We start from the raw sequence: 20,085 nt of genomic DNA, 5'->3' as shown, positions 1-20,085 counted from the left end.
AACCGCTCCGGAAACCGATAACGCGAACAATGGACAGGCTCAGCATCATCGGTACGGTACTGGCGATAGGCGCCCTGATGGGTGGCAGCGTGCTCAAGGGCGCGGGGCTGGCCGGGCTGTGGTCGCCGGCGGCATTCGTGATCGTCGTGCTGGGCACCATCGCGGCGATCCTGCTGCAGACCCCGATGGACACCTTCAAGCGGGCGCTGAAGATCATGCGCTGGGTGTTCCAGCCGCCGATGCAGGACCGCACCGCGGTGATCGCGCGGATCGTCGAGTGGAGCGGCACCGCGCGCAAGCAGGGCCTGCTCGGGCTGGAGGCGGAGGTGCAGGCGCTGGAGGACCCGTTCCTGCGCAAGGGCCTGCAGATGGTGGTCGACGGCGTCGAGCCGGAAGCGATCCGGCAGATGCTGGAGATCGAGCTGCACGGCCAGTCCGACCGCGACGTGGCCGCGGCCAAGGTGTTCGAAGGCGCCGGCATCTATGCGCCGACGCTGGGCATCATCGGCGCGGTGCTGGGCCTGATGGCGGTGATGAAGAACCTCGCCGACCCGAGCCAGCTCGGCCACGGCATCGCCGCCGCGTTCACCGCGACCATCTACGGCATCGGCATGGCCAACCTGGCGCTGCTGCCGATGGCAAGCAAGCTCAAGGGGCTGATCGGCCACCAGGCACAGGAGCGCGAGATGATCGTCGAAGGCCTGATCGCGATCGCCCAGGGCGAGAACCCGCGCAACATCGAGGCGCGGCTCAACGGCTTCGTGCATTGAGGCGCCGCGCATGGCCCGCCGCCACCGCCACGAGGAGCACCAGAACCACGAGGCCTGGGCGATCCCGTACGCCGACCTGATGACGCTGCTGCTGGCGTTTTTCGTGGTGATGTACGCGATCTCCTCGCTCAACGAGGGCAAGTACCGCGTGCTGGCCGACTCGCTGTCGTCGGCGTTCGGCGGCGCGCCGCGGACCATCTCGCCGATCCAGCTGGGCAAGACCCAGCTGCGCGGCTCGTCGTTCGACCGGCCCTCGATGCAGACGCCCGACTCCAAGGCCGGGCCGTCGGCCGCGAGCCCGATCAACTCGCCGCGCATGCTGCAGGTGCTGGACATGCCGACCTTCGGCCACATGGCCCGGCCGACCCAGGCGGCGATGCGCCCGGACGCGGCGCAGGGCCAGCGCGCCATGCAGCTGCAGTCGATCGGCAAGCGCATCCAGGAGGCACTGTCGGACCTGGTGCAGCGCAAGCTGGTCACCGTGCGCCGCAGCGAGACCTTCCTCGAGGTCGAGATCCGCAGCGACATCCTGTTCGCCAGCGGTTCGGCGGTGCCCAATGCGCTGGCGACCGAAACCGTGCGCCGCCTCGCCGGCGTGCTGCGCGACGAGCCGAACTCGGTCCGGGTCGAGGGCTACACCGACGACCAGCCGATCCACACCGCGCAGTTCCCGTCCAACTGGGAACTGTCGGCCGCGCGCGCCGGCAGCGTGGTGCACGAACTGGTCGGTTCCGGCGTCGGCCCGTCGCGGCTGGCCGTGGTCGGCTTCGGCGAGCACCAGCCGGTGGCCGACAACGCCACGGTCGAAGGCCGCAACGCCAACCGGCGGGTGCTGCTGGTGATCCTCGCCGCGCCGCAGGGCCCGGACGCGATCACCGAACCGCTGCCGCCGGTGATGGCCGGCGCGGCCACCGGCGAGGTCGACACCGCCACTGCCGAAGCCGGGCAGCCCGCCGCCGACGACGCCCTCGCCCCTCTTTACCCGCTGCCGGACGCCGCGTCCGCCGGCGCCGCCCTGGGAGTCCCCTGACATGCAGACCTGGGCAATCGCCAACCAGAAGGGTGGCGTCGGCAAGACCACCACCTCGCTGTGCCTTGCGCGCGGGCTCGCCGCCGATGGCGCGCGCGTGGTCCTGGTCGACCTCGACCCGCATGCGTCGCTGACCCGCGCCTTCGGCGTGCCGACCGACCCGGCGCCGTCGGGCAGCCACGACCTGTTCAACACCGGCGGCAGCGTCGAGCTGCGCTCGCTGGCGCGCGGCACCGCCATCGACGGCCTGCTGCTGGTGGCCGCGCAGCCGGCACTGGCGACGCTGGAGCGCCGAGGCGCGACCCAGCCCGGGCTGGGCCTGTCGATCGGCCGCGCCCTGCATGCCGCGCGCGCGCATTTCGACTACGCCGTGCTGGACTGCCCGCCGACGCTCGGCCTGCTGATGGTCAACGCGCTGGCCGCGGCCGACCGCCTCGTGGTACCGACCCAGACCGACCCGCTGGCGCTGCACGGGCTGGCCGACATGCTGCGCACCGCCGACATGGTCGAGCGCTCGCGCCGTCGCCCGCTGCCGCGCCACATCCTGCCGACGCTGTACGACCGCCGCACCCGTTCCGGCGTGCAGAGCCTGGAGCGCCTGCACGACCTGTACGAAGGCCACGTGTGGCCGAAGGCGATCCCGATGGACACCCGCCTGCGCGACCCCGCCACCCTCACCGCCAGCGAAGAACCCGGCGGCCGCGGCGCCGACGCCTACCGCTCGGCACTGAACTGGTTGCTGGCGGCGATGCCGCGCCAGCAGGAGGCCGCATGAACACGCTGGTGGTTGACGCCTACCTCGACGAGCTGCTGACCGATGTGTCGGATGCCCCGGTGGTGGCGGACGAGGGTGCGGCTCCGCGCGTTGCGGTCGTCGCCCCCGAGGCCCTCGCTCCGCCTGCAGCCGGGCCCGTCGCGATTGCCGCCGAACCACTGCTGACACCGCTTCCGGCGCCAGCCGTGCCCGAACCGCAACCCGTCCAGACGCCGCAACCGTTCCGGGCCCCGAACGACACCGCCGGCAACGACGGCGACGCGCGTCCGATGCCGCGCCCGGCCACCACCAGCCGCTGGCTGCGCCTGGGCATCGGCCGCGACCACTACGCCTTCGAACTGCTGCGCGTGCAGGAAGTGGTGCGCGTCGCCCCGACCGTCGCCATGCGCGGCGCGCCGCCGGCGGTGACCGGAGTGATGAACCTGCGCGGCCGCATCGTCCCGGTGTTCGACCTCGGCCGCTGGCTCGGCGGCGACGCCGTGCTGGCCGGCGAGCAGTCGCGGATCGTGGTGGTCGAGCGCGACGACGAGCTGATCGGCGTGCTGGTCACCGCGGTCGAAGACGTCGCCACCCTGGCCCGCGAGCACATCGAGCCGCCGCTGGTCGGCAGCGACGCCGGCGCGATCCTCGGCATCGCCCGCATCGGCCGCAGCCCGACCGTGCTGCTGGACGCGAACGCGCTGTTCGCGTGAGGGATGGTGGAGTGGATCAGGCCTGCTGGCCCGCACCGGGACGGGCCACCGCAACCACCGGTGTCCGTCGGATGTAGGAGCGACGTAAGTCGCGACCGCGGCTGGAACCGGGGCGATGTACAGGTCGCGACTCACGTCGCTCCTACAACGACGCAGCCGCATTCCCGCGCGACGGCCGCCTCAAGTCCCAGCCCGCCCCGCCGTTAAACCACTCGACCACCCCTTCGCCGCGCCGCCATGACCCAACTGTCGCTGCAACCCGATCTCGGCATCGAGCACGTCGCCGAACTGCAGGCCGCGCTGCTGCCGCACCTCGACGACGAGGCCCCGGTGCAGCTCGCCGGCGACCAGGTACGGCGGGTGCATGCGGCCGGCCTGCAACTGCTGCACGCCTTCGTCCGCGACCGCGCCGCCGCCGGCCGCAGCACCACCGTCACCCTCGCCTCGCCGACCCTGGCCGACGCCGCGCGCTCGCTCGCGCTCGCCGCCAGCCTCGGTGTCGATTCACCCTCCGGAGAACCCGCGTGAGCGCCAATCTGCCCCAAAACCTGCTCATCGTCGACGATTCCACCTCCATGCGGCAGATGGTCGCCTTCGCGCTGTCGTCGGGCGGCTACAACGTCAAGGAGGCCGAAGACGGCCAGGCCGCGCTCGACATCGCGAAGACCGCGAAGTTCGACGCCGTCGTCACCGACGTCAACATGCCGCGCATGGACGGCATCGAGCTGATCCGCCAGTTGCGCACCCTGCCCGACTACAAGTTCACCCCGCTGCTGATGCTCACCACCGAGTCCGGCGGCGACAAGAAGATGGAAGGCAAGGCCGCCGGCGCGACCGGCTGGCTGGTCAAGCCGTTCGACCCCGACCAGCTGCTCGCCACCGTCCGCAAGGTCCTGGGCTGAGGAAGCCCGGCACCATGGACATCACCCAGTTCCACGCCGCGTTCTTCGAGGAGAGCCGCGAGGGTCTCGACGCGATGGAGTCCGGCCTGCTGGGACTGGAGGCCGGCGGCGCCAGCGCCGACGTGGTCAACGTGATCTTCCGCGCCGCGCATTCGATCAAGGGCGGCGCAGCGACGTTCGGCTTCGGCCACGTCACCGACCTCACCCACCTCTTGGAGACCCTGCTCGACCAGGCCCGCGCCGGCCAGCGCGTGCTCGACAGCGCGGCCATCGGCGTGCTGCTGGAGGCGGTCGACGTGCTGCGAGGGTTGCTCGCCGCGGCCGAGCGTGGCGACGGCGACATCGACCACGCCGCACTCGCCCGTGCACGCGCCGGGCTGGACGCGATCCTGAGCGGCGATGCCGGCGCGGCCGCCACCGATGCGGGTACCGAAGCTCCGTCCGGCGACGCCGCCACCGACGGCTGGCGCATCGGCTTCCGCCCCGAGCCGTCGCTGTTCATGAGCGGCAACGACCCGCTGCGGATCCTGCGCGAACTCGAAAGCCACGGCCCGGTGCAGGCAACCTGCCTCGACGACCGCCTGCCGCCGTTCAACCAGCTCGACCCGTTCGAGGCGCACCTCGCGTGGGACCTGATGCTGCCCGGCAGCGTGCCGCGCGGCGCGATCGACGAGGCGTTCGCGTGGGTCGAGGACCAGTGCGAGCTGTCGATCGAGGCGATCGCGGCCGCGCCCGCAACGGCGCCGCCTGCCCCGGCACCCGACGCGCCCGCGGCAACCGCGACCGCCGACGCCGCCGGCCCGTCCACCCGCGCCACCGAACCGGAAACCTCGATCCGCGTCGCGGTCAACAAGGTCGACGCGCTGATCAACCTAGTCGGCGAGCTCGTCATCACCCAGGCGATGCTGCGCCAGCAGTCCACCGGGCTCGACGCCAACACCCACGAGGCGCTGCTTGGCGGCCTCGACCAGCTCGACCGCAACACCCGCGACCTGCAGGAAGCGGTGATGAGCGTGCGCATGCTGCCGGTCGAGTTCGCCTTCAGCCGCTTCCCGCGGATGGTGCGCGACCTCGCCGCGCGGCTCGACAAGAAGGTCCGGCTCAAGACCCAGGGCGAGGCGACCGAGCTCGACAAGGGCGTGATCGAGAAGATCGTCGACCCGCTGGTCCACCTGATGCGCAACGCGATCGACCACGGCCTGGAGTCGCCGGCCGAGCGCCGCGCCGCGGGCAAGGACGAGACCGGCACCATCAGCATGAGCGCCGCGCACCAGGGCGGCCACATCGTCATCGAGGTCGGTGACGACGGCAAGGGACTGGACCGCGAGCGGATCCTGCGCAAGGCCGCCGAGCGCAACCTGCCGCTGCCGGCCGAGCCGACCGACGCGCAGGTGTGGGACCTCGTGTTCCACCCCGGCTTCTCCACCGCCGACGCGCTGACCGACCTGTCCGGCCGCGGTGTCGGCATGGACGTGGTCAAGAGCAACATCGTCGCCCTCGGTGGCCAGGTCGAGATCCGCAGCGCCAAGGGCGTCGGCACCACGGTGTCGATCAAGCTGCCGCTGACGCTGGCGATCCTCGACGGCATGTCGGTGGCGGTCGGCGACGAGGTCTTCATCCTGCCGCTGAACATGGTGATCGAGTCGCTGCAGCCCGGACCGGGCGAGATCCGCACGATCGCCAACGACACCCGCGTGCTGAAGGTGCGCGACGACTACCTGCCGCTGATCAACCTGCGCGAGCAGTACCGCTTGCCCGACCCGGTGCACGGTGCCGCCGCCAACGCCGCGACCACCGCGCCGATCGCGGTGGTGGTGGAAAGCGACGGCCGCAAGCTGGCGCTGGAGGTCGACGAACTGCTCGGCCAGCAGCAGGTGGTGGTCAAGAACCTCGAAGCCAACTACCGCCGCGTGGCCGGCGTGTCGGGCGCGACCATCCTCGGCGACGGCCGGGTCGCGCTGATCGTCGACGCCGGTGGCCTGGCGCAACCCAACACCCTTCCGTCGGCCGCCTGAGCGCCGCCGCCGGACCGCAACCAAGGACCCGACATGAGCAGCCCCCGCCCCGACACCCGCAACGCCGCCGGCCACCACGCCCCCGGCGTGGACGGCGACGGCGCCAGCAACGAGTTCCTGACCTTCGCCCTGGGCGAGGAGGAGTACGGCGTCGACATCCTCAAGGTGCAGGAAATCCGCGGCTACGACGCGGTGACGCGCCTGCCGGACGCGCCGGAATACATCAAGGGCGTGATCAACCTGCGCGGCGTGATCGTGCCGGTGATCGACATGCGCCTGAAGTTCCGCCTCGCCGCCGACTACAACCCGCTGACGGTGATGATCGTGCTGAACGTCGCCGACCGCGTGGTCGGCATCGTGGTCGACCGCGTGTCCGACGTGGTGCGCCTGGCCGGCGAGCAGATCCGCGAGGTGCCCGAGTTGGGCGCGGCGATCGACCGCCAGTTCCTGACCGGCATCGGCACCCTCGACGAGCGCATGCTGATCCTGCTCGACATCGAGCGGCTGATGACCAGCAGCGAGATGGGCCTGGTGAGCGAGGCGCTCGCGGCGTAAGTCCACTGCATCTGCCGCGGCGATTCCGCTGCCCCCGCCAGAGCGATGCCCTCCCCCGTAGGAGCGACGTGAGTCGCGACCTGTACATCGCCACGGAACGCGACGGAACCACCAGCCGCGACGCGGGTTGCCGAAGCAGGCCCCGGACAATCCGTTCGCAAGCGAATCGCACCGCATCCCACGCGTTCGGCGGGTCGCGACTCACGTCGCTCCTACCATGCCGGGCGTTGGAACCCGGACGGGACACGCGCGGCAAGCGAAGCATGGCCGGCCTTGCGCGACTCCTGCACGCAAAAAGAACGCGCCCCGAAAGGGCACGTTCTTTTCTTTGCCGCGAACGGATGCCGCCGGTGACCCGGCGGGACCTTGGCTTACAGCGCGAAGTCGAGGCGGACCTTGCCGCGACCGCCGCCCGGGGCGAACGACCACTTCTTGACCGCGGCCACGGCCGAGCGCTCGAACACGCGGGCCGGCTGGGCGTTGACGACCGAGACGCTCTCGACCTTGCCGGCGGCGTCGACCGAGAACTCGACCTCGACGAAACCTTCGGTGCCGGCGCGCATCGCCTCGACCGGGTAATCGGGCTCGACCCGCTTCAGCGGCTTGAGGTCCGGGGAGGCGAAGGCGGGGGTGACGAATGCCACGGCCAGCGCGGCGACGAAGAGCGAACGCAACATGGGGATGACTCCTTGGGAGGAACTGCCTGGGGGTTGCCCCTTCCATCGGCCGCCATCGCGCGAACTTTCGCGATCCTCAGCGGAACTGTGACCGCCGCCACACCGACAGGTACACCTCCCGTTCAGCCACGCGCCACCGCTACGCATGCACATCGCAGGCCCTGCCTCCCAGCGCGGTTGCCGCACCCCGCCGACCTAAAGTTTCGACGCGGCGTGCCGTTGGTCCGGAGAGTCGACCCACCCAGCGGTCACCATTGCCGAGGTTTCCATGTCTTACCGCGCACCCGTTTCCCTGCTCGACCAGGCGTTCGCGCCGGCGATGCGATTGATGGCGCGGCTGCGCTTCGGCCAGAAGGCGATGGTGATCGGCGCCGCGTTCACCCTGACCTGCGCCGTGCTTGGCGGGATGGTGATCGTCAACGCGGCCTCGTCACTGGCCGACGCGCGGATGCAGCGCGACGCGATCGCACCGATCGCGCGGCTGCAGCGGTCGATGCAGGCGATGCACACCGTCCGCCAGCTCGAAGTCCGCAGCGATGCCGGCGAGGAGGTTGCGGCCGCCGCGCTCGACGCCGCCAAGGCCGAGGCGGGCACCGAGCTGCGCCAGGTCAGGCAGTGGGCGCGGGCCAACCTGCCCGAGTCGGCGTCACTGGCCACCGCGTTCGATGAAGCCGAATCCGCGTGGCAGGCCGCCAACGGTGAACACGCCGACCTCGCCACCGCGATCGCCGCGCGCAACCACGCGGTGACCCGCCTGCACGAGGTGATCCGCCTGATGGCCGACATTGCCGGTCTGTCGCGCGCCAACGCCGCCGAGACCCTGTACACCAGCAGCGTCGCCACCGAGTGGCTGCCGGCGCTGGCCGAGTACACCTCGCGCCAGGCCGCTACCGCGATGGTGGTGCTCGGCGCCGGCAGCATCTGGGTCGACGACCGCACCACGCTGGCGATCACCCGCAACATGCAGGACTTCCTGCGCCAGCGCGCCGAGCTCGACGCCGCCAACGCCGCGCAGGCGATGCCGGAGCTGTCCGGCACGGTCGGCGACAAGCTCGCCGCCGCGCTGGCCGCGGTCGACAAGCAGACCGCCTACGTGCAGGAGCACATCCTCGACGCGCCGATGCCGGAGAAGCCCGTGCAGGCGATGGCCGCGCGCGAGGAGGCCACCCGGCTGGCGCTGACCGCCGCGCTGATCGGCGCCAACAACGGCCTGGTCGCGTCCACCGACGCCGAGATCGCCGGCCTGCAGCGGCAGCTGTGGCTGATCACGCTGTTCACCGTGGTCACCCTGCTGGTCGCCGCCTACCTGTTCCTCGGCTTCATCCGCGGCACCCGCCTGTCGCTGCAGCAGATCCGCCGCGTGTCCGAGTCGATCGGCGCCGGCGAGTTCCCCGAGCGCGTGCGAGTCGACGGCAAGGACGAACTCAGCGACATCGCCGGCAGCCTCGACGCCGCGGTGTCCAACCTGCGCCGCTTCGCCGACGCCCAGCGTTCGCTGTTCGACGCCCACCAGGCCGGCAACGTCGACGAACGGCTCGACTGCCAGGCGTTCCCGGGTTCGTTCGGCACCATGGCCGAGGAGATCAACACCCTGGTCGGTTCGCATATCGACCTGCAGACCCGCGTGGTCGCGATCGTCGATGCCTACGGCCGCGGCGACCTGTCCGAGGACATCGAGCGCCTGCCGGGCCAGAAGGCGCGCATCACCGAGGCGGTCGACGACGTCAAGGCGCGCATGCTGGCGGTCAACGGCGAGATCAAGACCCTGGTCGACGCCGCCGTGGCCGGTGACTTCAGCCGTCGCGGCGACGCCGGGCGCTTCGAGTTCGTCTACCGCGAAATGATCGACGGCCTCAACGCACTGATGGAAAGCGCCGACCGCGGCATCGACGAGGTCGGCCAGCTGCTGGGCGCGGTGGCCGACGGCGACCTGACCCGCAATGCCGACGACACCCTGCCGGGCCAGTTCGGTGAGCTGGCACGCAATGCCAATGGCGCGGTCCACCAGCTGGCACTGGTGGTCGGCCGGATCCGCAACGGCAGCGACGCGATCAGCGCCGCCGCCGGCGAGATCAGCGCCGGCAACAACGACCTGTCGCAGCGCACCGAGCAGCAGGCCGCGTCGCTGGAGGAAACCGCCTCGTCGATGGAGGAGCTGACCTCGACGGTCAAGCAGAACGCCGACAACGCGCGCCAGGCCAACCAGCTGGCGATCGGCGCGGCCGACGTCGCCGAGCAGGGCGGCCGGGTGGTCGGCCAGGTCGTGCACACCATGAGCGCGATCAACGACTCCTCGCGCAAGATCAACGACATCATCGGCGTGATCGACGGCATCGCGTTCCAGACCAACATCCTCGCGCTCAACGCCGCGGTGGAAGCCGCGCGCGCCGGCGAGCAGGGCCGCGGCTTCGCGGTGGTCGCCTCGGAGGTGCGTTCGCTGGCTCAGCGCTCGGCCAACGCCGCCAAGGAGATCAAGCAGCTGATCACCGACTCGGTCGGCAAGGTCGAGGAAGGCAGCGCACTGGTCGACCAGGCCGGCAAGACCATGGACGAGATCGTCGGCAGCGTGAAGCGCGTGACCGACATCATCGCCGACATCTCGGCCGCCTCGCAGGAGCAGAGCAGCGGCATCGAGCAGGTCAACCAGGCGATCCTGCAGATGGACGAGGGCACCCAGCAGAACGCCGCGCTGGTCGAGGAGGCATCGGCCGCCGCACGCAGCCTGGAGCAGCAGTCCGGCCAGCTGGTGCAGGCGGTGGCCGCGTTCCGCCTCGCCGCCGACGAGGAGCACCTGCAGCCGGCGACGATCGTGCGCGTGGCCGAGCCCGCCGTCGCACCGGCCCCGCTGAAGGCCGCTGCGTTGAAGCCCGCCGCGCCGGCCCGCCCGGCCCGTCGCACCAGCGCCAAGCCGGCCGCGGGCGACCAGCACTGGCAGGAGTTCTGACGGGGGCTGGCCCACCCGGAGCGGAATCCCGCAAAGGCCGCGTGCAAACGACGCGGCCTTTGCCGTTTCCGGCGTTCAACGTTTGTGGAGTGGTCGCGTCCGGCCCGCTCAAGTCGAACCGCCGCACGCCGTTAATCCTCACCGACGGCATCGCCGTCCGCCGCGCGCCCCGGTCCACCCGCCGGAGCTTCAGGGAAGCCCATGCCGCCACCGTTCCACCCCAGCACGAGCGAGGCCGGCATGCCGTGGCCGCGGACCGGCGACGACCTGCCCGGTGGCGAGCGCAGCGGCGAGGAGTTCACCGACCTGGTATCGCTGGCGGCCTCGCTGCTGCGGGCTTCGATGGCGGCGCTGGTGGTCGGCAGTGGCGACGACGCGCGGCTGATCGCGCACCACGGTTTCGACCCTGCGATCATGCGCAACAGCACGATGCTGCGCGAAGGCACGGCCGCCGTGGCCGACGCCGCCGCGGTGCCATCCCTGCGCCGCGACCCGCTGGTCGCCGCCGGCGCGCGTTTCGCGATGGTGCTGCCGGTAGTCGGTACCGACGGTTGCGCGCTGGGCCGGCTGCTGGTGGCCGACCACCACACCCGCCCCGCCCCGCCGCCGGCCGACGACCCGTTGCTCGGCCAGCTCGGCCGGCTCGCCGCGCGCCTGCTGGAGCGCCACCAGCTGCAACGCCGCAACCGGATCGCCGCGCAGATCGTGCAGGCCGATTTCAGCGCGGTGGTCATGGTCGACCCGCGCGGCTGCGTGGGCTACGTCAACCACGCGGCCGAGCGTTTGTTCGGCGGCGGTGCGCGGGCGATGCGCGGGATGCCGGTCGACACGCTGTTCCCGGCCTACCTGCAGGCCGATCCCGAGGCCGCGAGCGCGTGGCTGCACGGCCGCGGCACCCACCCCGTCGCGCCCTTCCACCTGCGGGTGCGCCACGGTGATGCCTTGTTGACCCTGGAGGCGGCACGTTGCGCGTGGCGCCTGCAGCACGGCGAGGGCGTCGCGCTGGTACTGCGCGACATCACCGCCCAGCTGGAGCAGGAAGAACGTCTGCGGCAGGCCGCGCTGGTCGATCCGCTGACCGCCCTGCCCAACCGCAACGCGGCGCTGGCCGCCCTGTCCGGCCACATCGACGCCGGCATCGCGGTCGGCTTCGCCGTGGTCGGGCTGGACAACTTCAAGTCGATCAACGACACCCTGGGCCACGATGTCGGCGACGCGGTGCTGCGCGCCACCGCCGTGCGCCTGGAGTCGCTGCTCCCGGCCGGCGCGATGCTTGCGCGGTTCGGTGGCGACGAGTTCGCGCTGGTCTGCCCCGGCGCGGACGCCGTGCGTCTCGGCGCGCACCTGGCCGATCTTCTGCGGCAGGTCTGCCGGCTGGAGGACATCGACGGCCATCCGGTGAGCCTGGAGGCCAGCATCGGCATCGCGCTGTGCCATGGCGACGACGATTGCCCGGCCGGCGAGCTGGTCGCCCGCGCGGACCTCGCGCTGTACAAGGCCAAGGCCGCCGGCGGCCGCCGCTGCTGCCGCTTCGACGAGGGCATGCGCGAGGAGGTCAACGCGCGCCGGCTGATGGAGCTGGAGCTGCGCCGCGCATACGCAAGCGGCGAGTTCGAGGTCCACTACCAGCCGCAGATCGACCTCGGCAGTGGCCGTACGATGGGCGCCGAAGCACTGCTGCGCTGGCGCCATCCCGAACGCGGACTGCTGCTGCCGGTCGACTTCATCGACGTGCTTGCGGCCAGCCCGGTCGCCGCCGAGGTGGGTCGCTGGATCATCCGCCAGGCCTGCCAGGATGCCGCCGCGTGGCCGCGCGTCGGCGGCCAGCCGCTGGCGATCAGCATCAACCTGTTCCCGGTGCAGGTGAACAACGGCCTGCTGCCGCACGAGATCGACCAGGCCCTGGCCGCCAGCGGGCTGCCGCCGGAGCGGCTGGAGCTGGAGATCACCGAGACCATCGCGCTCAACCCCGACGACGACGGCGCGCGTGCGCTGGCCGGGCTGCGCGCGCGCGGCGTGCGGCTGTCGTTCGACGACTTCGGCACCGGTTACGCGTCGTTGTCGCTGCTGCAGCGGATGCCGGTGGACCGGGTCAAGATCGACCGCTCGTTCGTGCGCGACATGCTCGCCAACACCGGCGACGCGGCGATCGTGAAATCAATACTGCTGATCTCGACCAACATGGCATTGCAGGTGGTCGCCGAGGGTGTCGAGAGCCACGAGCAGGCGCTGCTGCTGCGCGGCCTCGGCTGCCACGGCGCGCAGGGCTTCCTGTACGCGCCGGCGTTGGACCCGCAGGCCTTCGCCGAGTGGCTGGCGGCACATACCCACGACCCCGCGGCGGCGCCGTGGACGCGGCCGGAGACCGCCGGCCATGGTTGACACCGCCCTCGCCCACCCGCGCGGCGCGGCCCGCGACGACGTCGAGCGCGACTTCGCGTTCGACGAGCGCGACTTCCGCCGCGTCTCGCGCCTGATCCACACCCGCGCCGGCATCCACCTCAGCGCGCACAAGCGCGACATGGTGTACAGCCGCCTCGCCCGCCGAGTGCGCGCGCTCGGGCTTGACCGCTTCTGTGACTACCTCGACGCGCTGGAAGAAGACGACGGCCCGGAGTGGGAGGCGTTCACCAACGCGCTGACCACCAACCTCACCTCGTTCTTCCGCGAGGCGCACCACTTCGACGAACTCGTCCGCCACCTGCGCGACGTGCCGGCCGAGCGCATCACGATCTGGTGCGCCGCCGCATCCACCGGCGAGGAGCCCTACTCGATCGCGATCGCCGCCTGCGAGGCGTTCGACACGCCGACGCCGCCGGTGCGGATCCTCGCCACCGACATCGACACCAACGTGCTGCGCACCGCCGCCGCCGGGGTCTACCCACTGGAGCGGATCGCGGCGGTGTCCGAACAGCGCCAGCGTGCGTTCTTCCAGCGCGGTGGCGGGCCGCACGCCGGCATGTGCCGGGTCAAGCCGGCGCTGGCTGCGCTGGTGACCTTCCGCCCGCTCAACCTGCTCGACGCCGACTACGGACTGCGCGGCGGCTTCCAGGCGGTGTTCTGCCGCAACGTGATGATCTACTTCGACAAGCCGACGCAGTACACGGTGCTGGCGCGGATGGCACCGCTGCTGGCGCCCGGCGGCCTGCTGTTCGCCGGCCACTCGGAAAGCTTCGCCCACGCGCAGGACATCGTCGTGCCCTGCGGTCGCACCGTCTACCGCGTCGCGCCGCGCGCCGGAGCCCGCCCGTGAACGCTGTATCCCCCGTCGCCGAGGCCCTCAACGGCCGCTACTATGACCGCACCCTGCAGACCGAGGCGATCAAGCTGTTGCCGGCCGACTACGTCGCCACCGGCGAACCGGTCGCGCTGGTGACCCTGCTCGGCTCATGCGTCGCCGCCTGCCTGTACGACCCGGCGGTGAAGGTCGGCGGCATGAACCACTTCATGCTGCCCGGCGAGGACGGCAAGAGCGTGTGCGCGCGCTACGGCGCCCACGCGATGGAACTGCTGATCAATGATCTGCTCAAGCGCGGCGCGCGGCGCAACCGGCTGCTGGCCAAGGTGTTCGGCGGCGGCAACGTGCTCAGCGGGTTCCACACCGATCCGATCGGCACCCGCAACGCGCGCTTCGTTCTGGAGTACCTGGCGGCCGAGCGCATCCCGGTGATGGCGCAGGACCTCGGCGACATCCACCCGCGCAAGGTCTGCTTCTTCGCCCAGACCGGCCGCACCCTGGTCAAGCGCCTGCCGGCGACCCGCGACGACGAGATCGCACGGGCCGAGCGCGCGTACCTGGGCAGCCTCAACCGCGCGCCGGTGGCCGGCAGCGTCGAGCTGTTCTGATCCATGGCGGCGCGAGCGGTGGCGCCCACGCCACGGCGCCCGGTGCGGGTGCTGGTCATCGACGATTCCGCGCTGGTGCGCAAGCTGATGGCCGAACTGCTGTCGGCCGACCCGCGGATCGAGGTGGTGGGCACCGCCGCGGACCCGTTCATCGCGCGGGAGAAGATCAAGCAGCTCGCGCCCGATGTGCTGACGCTCGACGTCGAGATGCCGCGGATGGACGGGCTGACCTTCCTGCGCAACCTCATGAGGCTGCGACCGATGCCGGTGGTGATGGTGTCCTCGCTGACCGAACGCGGCGCGCAGGTCACGCTGGACGCGCTGGCGCTGGGCGCGGTCGACTTCGTCGCCAAGCCGCGCATCGACGTCGCCCGTGGGCTGGCCGGACACGCGCGACTGCTGTGCGAGAAGGTCCGGCAGGCGGCCGGCGCACGGGTCTGCCGGCTGCAGCCGGAGGGCATCGCGGCACCCGTCGCGGGGCCGATCGGCTATCGCACCACCGACCGCCTGCTGGCGATCGGCGCCTCCACCGGTGGCACCGAGGCGATCCGTTCCGTGCTCGCGTCGATGCCGGCCGACGCGCCGGCAACGGTGATCGCGCAGCACATCCCCGCCCCGTTCAGCGGTCCGTTCGCGCAACGGCTGGACCGCCACAGCCGACTGACCGTGGTCGAGGCGCGCGACGGCGAACAACTGCTCGCCGGCCACGCCTACGTCGCCCCCGGCGGTCGCCACCTGCGCGTGCGCCGCGGCGGTGCGCGCTGGTACTGCGAGCTGGCCGACGACGAGCCGGTGCGCGGTCACCGCCCCAGCGTCGACGTGCTGTTCGAATCGATTGCCCGCCACGCCGGTGGCAACGCCGCCGCCGCACTGCTGACCGGCATGGGCGACGACGGTGCGCGCGGCCTGCTCGCGCTGCGCAACGCCGGCGCGGCGACCTTCGCGCAGGACCAGGCCAGCAGCGTGATCTGGGGCATGCCCGGCGCCGCGGTCGCGCTGGGTGCGGCGCAGCGCATGGTGCCGCTGGACGAGGTGGCCACCGCACTGCTCACCCCGCCGCCGCGTGAGGCCACCGCCAACCGGTAGCGACGCAGGTCGCGAATCGCGCGGCCCGTTGCTAAAGCAACCCGCGCACGCGCCGATACCGGGAGTGACCGCCCCCGAGAGAGCTCTGATGGACTCCCGCGCAATGATCCGCCTGGCCGCACCGCTGGTGCTTACCGCCGTCCTGCTGTGTGCCGAACTCCTCGGCTGGCCCGTCGCCGTGCGCCTCGGCGCGCTGGTGGCGATGACCGCCGCGTGGCTCGGGTTCGCCTGGTTCACCCTGCGCCCCGGCCAGGCCGGCGCGGCGGTCCGCGAGCAGAGCCGCCTGCTGGAGGAACTGCGCAGCTTCGTCGGTTCCGAGGTGCAGGGTTCGCGCACCGAGATCGAGCGCACCCGCGAGCTGATCCGCGAAGCCGTCGCCAAGCTCGGCAACAGCTTCGACGCGGTCAACCGCAAGTCGCGCGAGCAGGGCGAGGTGGTCGCCCGCATCATCGACCGCACCGGCAGCGACAACGGCGCCGGCGTCGATATCCAGCAGTTCGCGCTGCAGGCCAGCCAGAAGATGGAGCAGCTGGTGGAGGCGCTGGAGGCCGTCGCCGGTCAGAGCGGCACCACCGTGACCCACATCGACGCGATGGCCGAGCACCTCGACGGCATCTTCGCGCTGCTCGAAGACGTCAAGTCGATCGCCGACCAGACCAACCTGCTGGCGCTCAACGCCGCGATCGAGGCCGCGCGCGCCGGCGAGGCCGGCCGCGGCTTCGCGGTGGTCGCCGACGAGGTGCGCAACCTGTCGGAGCGCTCGACCGCGTTCAACGAGCAGATCCGCAAGCTCGCCCACAGCTCCAAGGACGCGATCGCCAAGGTGCGCGACACCGTCACCACGATGGCCTCGCGAGACCTCGACCGCTCCCGTGGCGCCCGTGCCGAAGCCGCCGCGATGCTGGAGCGGGTCGACGGCATCAACCGTGGCCTCGGCAACGGCATGCGCGAGATCGCCGATTGCGGCCGCGCGATCGACGGCTCGGTGGCCGAGGCGGTGCGCTCGCTGCAGTTCGAGGACATCGCCACCCAGGCACTCGGCGCGGCCAACCTGCACCTGGAACGCCTGAGCGCTATCAACAACGAAGCGACCGCACTGCACGACCTGCTGCACCGCGACCACCACGACGGCGAGGTCCAGGCCGCGCTGAAGAAGCTGGTGCAGCGCATCGGCCAGATGCGCAGCGACTGGGAGCGCCCGCCGCACAAGCCGGTGATGCAGCAGTCGATGGACGCCGGCAGCGTCGAGCTGTTCTGACCGCCGGCCCGGGCCGCCCGCAACACCCGATCCCCGCCCCCGTGGCGGGGATTTTGCTTTCCGGGTTTTACCGCAGGCACACTGCGGGCATGCCGCTCACCTCGTCCCTGTTGCTGATGGCCCTGGTCGCGGCGGTCGCCGCACTGGCCGGCGCCGCGGTCTGCTACGAAGTGCTGTGCCGCCGCACCGTCCGCAACAACACCGACACGGTGGGCCGGCAGCGGGTCGAGTTGCAGGCCCTGACGCGGCGCATCATCACCCTGCAGGAAGACGAGCGCAGCGCGCTGTCGCGCGAACTGCACGACGACATCGGCCAGGCCATCACCGCGATCAAGCTGTGCGCGCTGGCGCTGGACGACGAAGACGACGCGCGGCGCGGCGCGACCATCGCCGAGATCTCGGCCATTGCCGACCAGACCGTGGTCAAGCTGCGCAACCTCTCGCTGCTGCTGCGCCCGCCGCAACTCGACGCACTGGGGCTGGAAGCGGCGCTGCGCTGGCAGGCCGGCACGATGTTCCGCAGCGGCACACCGGAGCTGGCGATGTCGCTGCAACCGCTACCGCAACGGCCGGCACCGGCGGTCGAGCTGGCCTGCTTCCGCATCGCCCAGGAAGCACTGACCAACGTGCTGCGCCATGCCGGCGCGACGCGGGTGGAGCTGGTGCTCGATGCCGCGGTCGAGGAGGGCACGGTGTCGAGCAGTGGTGACGTCGACATCGCGCACCACGACGATGCGGCAATGGCGGCCGGTGGCGGTGGAGGCATGCACCGGGGCGCGGATGTCGCGACCGGCGGCGACCTGGTAGGCGTGATCGAACTGCGCGTCGAGGACGATGGCGTCGGTTTCGACCCGCGCCGCAGCCCGGGTCTCGGGCTGGTGACCATGCGCGAGCGCGCCGAGCAGCTGGGTGGCACGCTGGAAGTGCGGCGTGGCGAGGCTGGCGGCACCTGTGTCTGCGCCAGGCTGCCGATGGCCCCGCACGCGAGCCGCGAGCACTCCACCACGCACCTGTACCACTGACCGCCCGACTGGCGGCGGTCAACGCGATAACTGTTTCGCGCGATTGCGCATGGCGTTGAACGTCGGACTTCGTCCGGTCAGTGGGTCGCGACTCACGTCGCTCCTACCGATCGGTACCTCTGCGGCAACAACTACGGTCCGGCGCCGGGACTTCTACCCCGTCCGGCTGCGCCACGCGGCCAGCAGAACCGCGGTCGCGGCGGCCACGTTGAGGCTTTCAACCGCACCGGTGCCGGGGATCGACAGCCGCAGGTCGCACCGCGACGCGAGGCCGCGGTCCATGCCCTCGCCCTCGGCGCCGAGCACGTAGACCAGCCTTCGTGGCAGCGCGGCGGCGAACAGGTCGTCACCGCCGTCCACCACCGTCGCGGCGGTGGCGAAACCGGCCCCGCGCAGCGCTGCCAGCGATTCGTCGACACCGTCCAGCCGCACCATCGGCACCGCCTCGGCGCCGCCCTCGGCAACGCGCGCGGCGGCGCCCGACAGCGCCAGCGTCGACGCCTGCGGCAGCAGGATCGCACCGACGCCGAAGTGCGCGGCCGAGCGCAGGATCGCGCCGAGGTTGTGCGGGTTGCCGACGCCGTCGAGCCAGACCGCGCATTGCGGGCCGGCAGGCAGCGCCGCCAGCCAGCTGTCCAGCGGTTGCGGGGCCTCGCGCAGCACATCGGCGACCACGCCCTCGTGGTGCGAACTGGCGGCCAGCTTGCGCAGGTCGTCCTCTTCCACCACGCGGTAGCCGACGCGGTTCGCCACGCACCACTTCAGTAGCGGCTGCAGGGCCGGGATCCGCGTCTCCGCCAGGTACAGCTTGCGCAGCGCGCCGGGCCGCCGGGCGAACATCGCGCGCACCGCGTTCAGCCCGTACAGGCGCAGCTCGCGCGACGTCGCTTCGCCGGCGGCGCGGGAGGGTTCGTCGCGACGCCCGCTTCGAACGTCCTGCCCGCCGCGGTCGTCCGGCGGCGTCCGGCCGGCGCCGCGGAACCGCCCGTACGGATCAGCGGCCATCGCCACCCCGCGGCGCATCCACGCCGTCCGGCAACGGCAGGTCCGGTTCCAGCCCGACCTCGCGTCGCTCCCAGTAACCGGCATTGCGGATGCCCAGCGCGCGCGGGTCGAAGTCGTAGTCGGCGACCTTCGCCTTCTTCTGCCGCTCGTAGTCGCGCAACGCCAGCAGCGCCGGCTTCTGCAGGATCACGATCGCGACCAGGTTGAGCCATGCCATCAGGCCGACCCCGATGTCGCCCAGCGCCCACGCACCGCCGGTGGTGCGGAACACGCCGATCATCACCGCGGCGATGATCACCAGCCGCAGCAGCAGCACCAGCCACGGCCGGTGCACCTTGCGGTTGATGTAGGCGATGTTGGTCTCGGCCATGTAGTAGTAGGCCAGCACCGTGGTGAACACGAAGAACAACAGCGCCAGCGCGACGAAGCCCTCGCCCCAGCCGCTCATGTCGGGCACCGAGTCGACCGCAGCCTGGGTGAACCCGGCACCCGCGTCCATGCCCGGCAGCGCCTCCCTGAGGAAGCCGCCGGCCGGCGCGATGACGTTATACATGTCGGTGATCAGGATCATGAAGGCGGTCGCGGTGCACACCAGCAGGGTGTCGACGTATACCGCGAACGCCTGCACGTAGCCCTGCTGCGCCGGGTGCTGGACCTCGGCCGCGGCGGCGGCATGCGGGCCCGTACCCTGGCCGGCCTCGTTCGAGTAGATGCCGCGCTTGACGCCCCACTCCACCGCAAGCCCGAGCATCGCGCCGAAGCCGGCGTGCAGGCCGAACGCGCTCTCGATGATCAGCTGGAACATCGCCGGCACCCGCTCGATGTTGAGTGCCAGGATGGTCAGCGCCACCAGGATGTAGGCCAGCGCCATGAACGGCACCACGAACTGGGTGAAGCTGGCAATGCGGGTGACGCCGCCGAAGATGATCAGCGCCAGCCCCATCGCCACGCCCAGCGCGATCAGCAACGGTGGCAGGCCGAACGCGGTCTGCATACTCGAGGCCAACGTATTGACCTGCACCACCGGCAGCAGGAAGCCGCAGGCGATGATCGTGACCACCGCGAAGATCCACGCGTACCACTTCTGGCCCATCGCCTTCTCGATGTAGTACGCCGGGCCGCCGCGGTAGCGTCCCTCGTCGTCCTTCTCCTTGTAGATCTGGGCAAGGGTGGACTCGACGTACGACGTCGACGCGCCGAGGAAGGCCATCACCCACATCCAGAACACCGCGCCGGGGCCGCCGAAGGCGATCGCGGTGGCGACGCCGGCGATGTTGCCGGTGCCCACCCGCCCCGACAGCGACAGCGCCAGTGCCTGGAACGAGGACACACCGGCGTTGGAGGACTTGTTGTTGAACATCAGCCGCAGCATTTCCGGCACGCCGCGGATCTGCATGAAGCGGGTGCGGATGGAGAAGTACAAGCCGAGGCCGAGGCACAGCGCGATCAGCGCCTTGCTCCAGATGATGCCGTTGAGGGCGTTGATCAGGTCTTCCACGGGGCGGGGA

Annotated in this window: 18 protein-coding genes; 15 read left to right on the top strand and 3 right to left on the bottom strand. The window is 71.3% G+C overall.

Features of this window, described 5'->3' with window-relative positions:
* Nucleotides 1-29 precede the first annotated feature (29 nt).
* The 8 genes from N799_RS02505 to N799_RS02470 all read left to right on the top strand — a co-directional run bounded on the left by N799_RS02505 (nucleotide 30) and on the right by N799_RS02470 (nucleotide 6,739).
* The gene (locus N799_RS02505) at nucleotides 30-770 is read left to right on the top strand and encodes a flagellar motor protein (protein WP_036207396.1); all 741 of its coding nucleotides are present in this window, start codon (nucleotides 30-32) and stop codon (nucleotides 768-770) included.
* A 10-nt stretch (nucleotides 771-780) separates the two neighbouring features.
* Nucleotides 781-1,800, top strand: coding sequence for a flagellar motor protein MotD (gene motD / locus N799_RS02500; protein ID WP_036207393.1), 1,020 nt, complete (start codon nucleotides 781-783; stop codon nucleotides 1,798-1,800).
* A 1-nt stretch (nucleotide 1,801) separates the two neighbouring features.
* A complete protein-coding gene (locus tag N799_RS02495; protein ID WP_036207390.1) occupies nucleotides 1,802-2,575 on the top strand; it encodes a ParA family protein in 774 nt (257 codons plus the stop codon).
* The gene (locus N799_RS02490; RefSeq protein WP_052101082.1) at nucleotides 2,572-3,267 is read left to right on the top strand and encodes a chemotaxis protein CheW; all 696 of its coding nucleotides are present in this window, start codon (nucleotides 2,572-2,574) and stop codon (nucleotides 3,265-3,267) included. The genes N799_RS02495 and N799_RS02490 overlap by 4 nt, the downstream gene beginning before the upstream one ends.
* Nucleotides 3,268-3,504: 237 nt before the next feature.
* Nucleotides 3,505-3,795 (top strand): STAS domain-containing protein, encoded by a 291-nt coding sequence (locus N799_RS02485; protein ID WP_036207387.1) that lies wholly within the window; start codon nucleotides 3,505-3,507, stop codon nucleotides 3,793-3,795.
* A gap of 8 nt (nucleotides 3,796-3,803) precedes the next feature.
* On the top strand, nucleotides 3,804-4,169 hold the full coding sequence (locus tag N799_RS02480; protein WP_036207738.1) for a response regulator: 366 nt from the start codon (nucleotides 3,804-3,806) through the stop codon (nucleotides 4,167-4,169).
* 14 nt (nucleotides 4,170-4,183) lie between these two features.
* The gene (locus N799_RS02475) at nucleotides 4,184-6,184 is read left to right on the top strand and encodes a chemotaxis protein CheA (protein WP_036207384.1); all 2,001 of its coding nucleotides are present in this window, start codon (nucleotides 4,184-4,186) and stop codon (nucleotides 6,182-6,184) included.
* A gap of 33 nt (nucleotides 6,185-6,217) precedes the next feature.
* Nucleotides 6,218-6,739: a chemotaxis protein CheW gene (locus N799_RS02470; RefSeq protein WP_081974660.1), complete on the top strand. Its 522-nt coding sequence runs from the start codon at nucleotides 6,218-6,220 to the stop codon at nucleotides 6,737-6,739.
* A 371-nt stretch (nucleotides 6,740-7,110) separates the two neighbouring features.
* Here the strand turns inward: N799_RS02470 and N799_RS02465 are convergent, their stop codons facing one another.
* The gene (locus tag N799_RS02465) at nucleotides 7,111-7,416 is read right to left on the bottom strand and encodes an energy transducer TonB (RefSeq protein ID WP_052101079.1); all 306 of its coding nucleotides are present in this window, start codon (nucleotides 7,414-7,416) and stop codon (nucleotides 7,111-7,113) included.
* Between the two features lie 268 nt (nucleotides 7,417-7,684).
* Between N799_RS02465 and N799_RS14260 the strand changes: the two genes are divergently transcribed.
* The 7 genes from N799_RS14260 (at nucleotide 7,685) to N799_RS02430 (ending at nucleotide 17,572) form a co-directional block, all read left to right on the top strand.
* Complete coding sequence (locus N799_RS14260; RefSeq protein ID WP_052101076.1) at nucleotides 7,685-10,360, top strand: methyl-accepting chemotaxis protein; 2,676 nt, start codon at nucleotides 7,685-7,687, stop codon at nucleotides 10,358-10,360.
* 201 nt (nucleotides 10,361-10,561) lie between these two features.
* Nucleotides 10,562-12,742, top strand: coding sequence for a putative bifunctional diguanylate cyclase/phosphodiesterase (locus tag N799_RS02455; protein WP_081974658.1), 2,181 nt, complete (start codon nucleotides 10,562-10,564; stop codon nucleotides 12,740-12,742).
* A complete protein-coding gene (locus N799_RS02450; protein WP_036207382.1) occupies nucleotides 12,735-13,613 on the top strand; it encodes a CheR family methyltransferase in 879 nt (292 codons plus the stop codon). The genes N799_RS02455 and N799_RS02450 overlap by 8 nt, the downstream gene beginning before the upstream one ends.
* Nucleotides 13,610-14,206 (top strand): chemoreceptor glutamine deamidase CheD, encoded by a 597-nt coding sequence (gene cheD / locus N799_RS02445; protein ID WP_036207379.1) that lies wholly within the window; start codon nucleotides 13,610-13,612, stop codon nucleotides 14,204-14,206. Before N799_RS02450 ends, cheD begins: the two co-directional genes overlap by 4 nt.
* Before the next feature lie 18 nt (nucleotides 14,207-14,224).
* The gene (locus tag N799_RS02440; protein WP_275040599.1) at nucleotides 14,225-15,292 is read left to right on the top strand and encodes a protein-glutamate methylesterase/protein-glutamine glutaminase; all 1,068 of its coding nucleotides are present in this window, start codon (nucleotides 14,225-14,227) and stop codon (nucleotides 15,290-15,292) included.
* Nucleotides 15,293-15,380: 88 nt separating this feature from the next.
* Complete coding sequence (locus tag N799_RS02435; RefSeq protein ID WP_036207376.1) at nucleotides 15,381-16,550, top strand: methyl-accepting chemotaxis protein; 1,170 nt, start codon at nucleotides 15,381-15,383, stop codon at nucleotides 16,548-16,550.
* A gap of 89 nt (nucleotides 16,551-16,639) precedes the next feature.
* Nucleotides 16,640-17,572 (top strand): sensor histidine kinase, encoded by a 933-nt coding sequence (locus tag N799_RS02430; RefSeq protein WP_036207373.1) that lies wholly within the window; start codon nucleotides 16,640-16,642, stop codon nucleotides 17,570-17,572.
* 153 nt (nucleotides 17,573-17,725) lie between these two features.
* On the opposite strand, the gene N799_RS02425 is transcribed toward N799_RS02430, so the two are convergent.
* Together N799_RS02425 and N799_RS02420 are read right to left on the bottom strand one after the other, a co-directional pair.
* A complete protein-coding gene (locus N799_RS02425) occupies nucleotides 17,726-18,577 on the bottom strand; it encodes a TrmH family RNA methyltransferase (protein WP_081974669.1) in 852 nt (283 codons plus the stop codon).
* Nucleotides 18,567-20,075 carry an alanine/glycine:cation symporter family protein gene (locus tag N799_RS02420; RefSeq protein ID WP_052101069.1) on the bottom strand — a complete coding sequence of 503 codons (1,509 nt, stop codon included), beginning with the start codon at nucleotides 20,073-20,075 and terminating at the stop codon, nucleotides 18,567-18,569. The genes N799_RS02425 and N799_RS02420 overlap by 11 nt, the downstream gene beginning before the upstream one ends.
* Nucleotides 20,076-20,085: the final 10 nt, after the last annotated feature.

Origin of the sequence: Lysobacter arseniciresistens ZS79, from assembly GCF_000768335.1 — a bacterium.
Classification (GTDB): domain Bacteria; phylum Pseudomonadota; class Gammaproteobacteria; order Xanthomonadales; family Xanthomonadaceae; genus Novilysobacter; species Novilysobacter arseniciresistens.
Note: the sequence above shows the minus strand (reverse complement) of the source record. Positions and strands in the feature narration are given on the sequence as shown.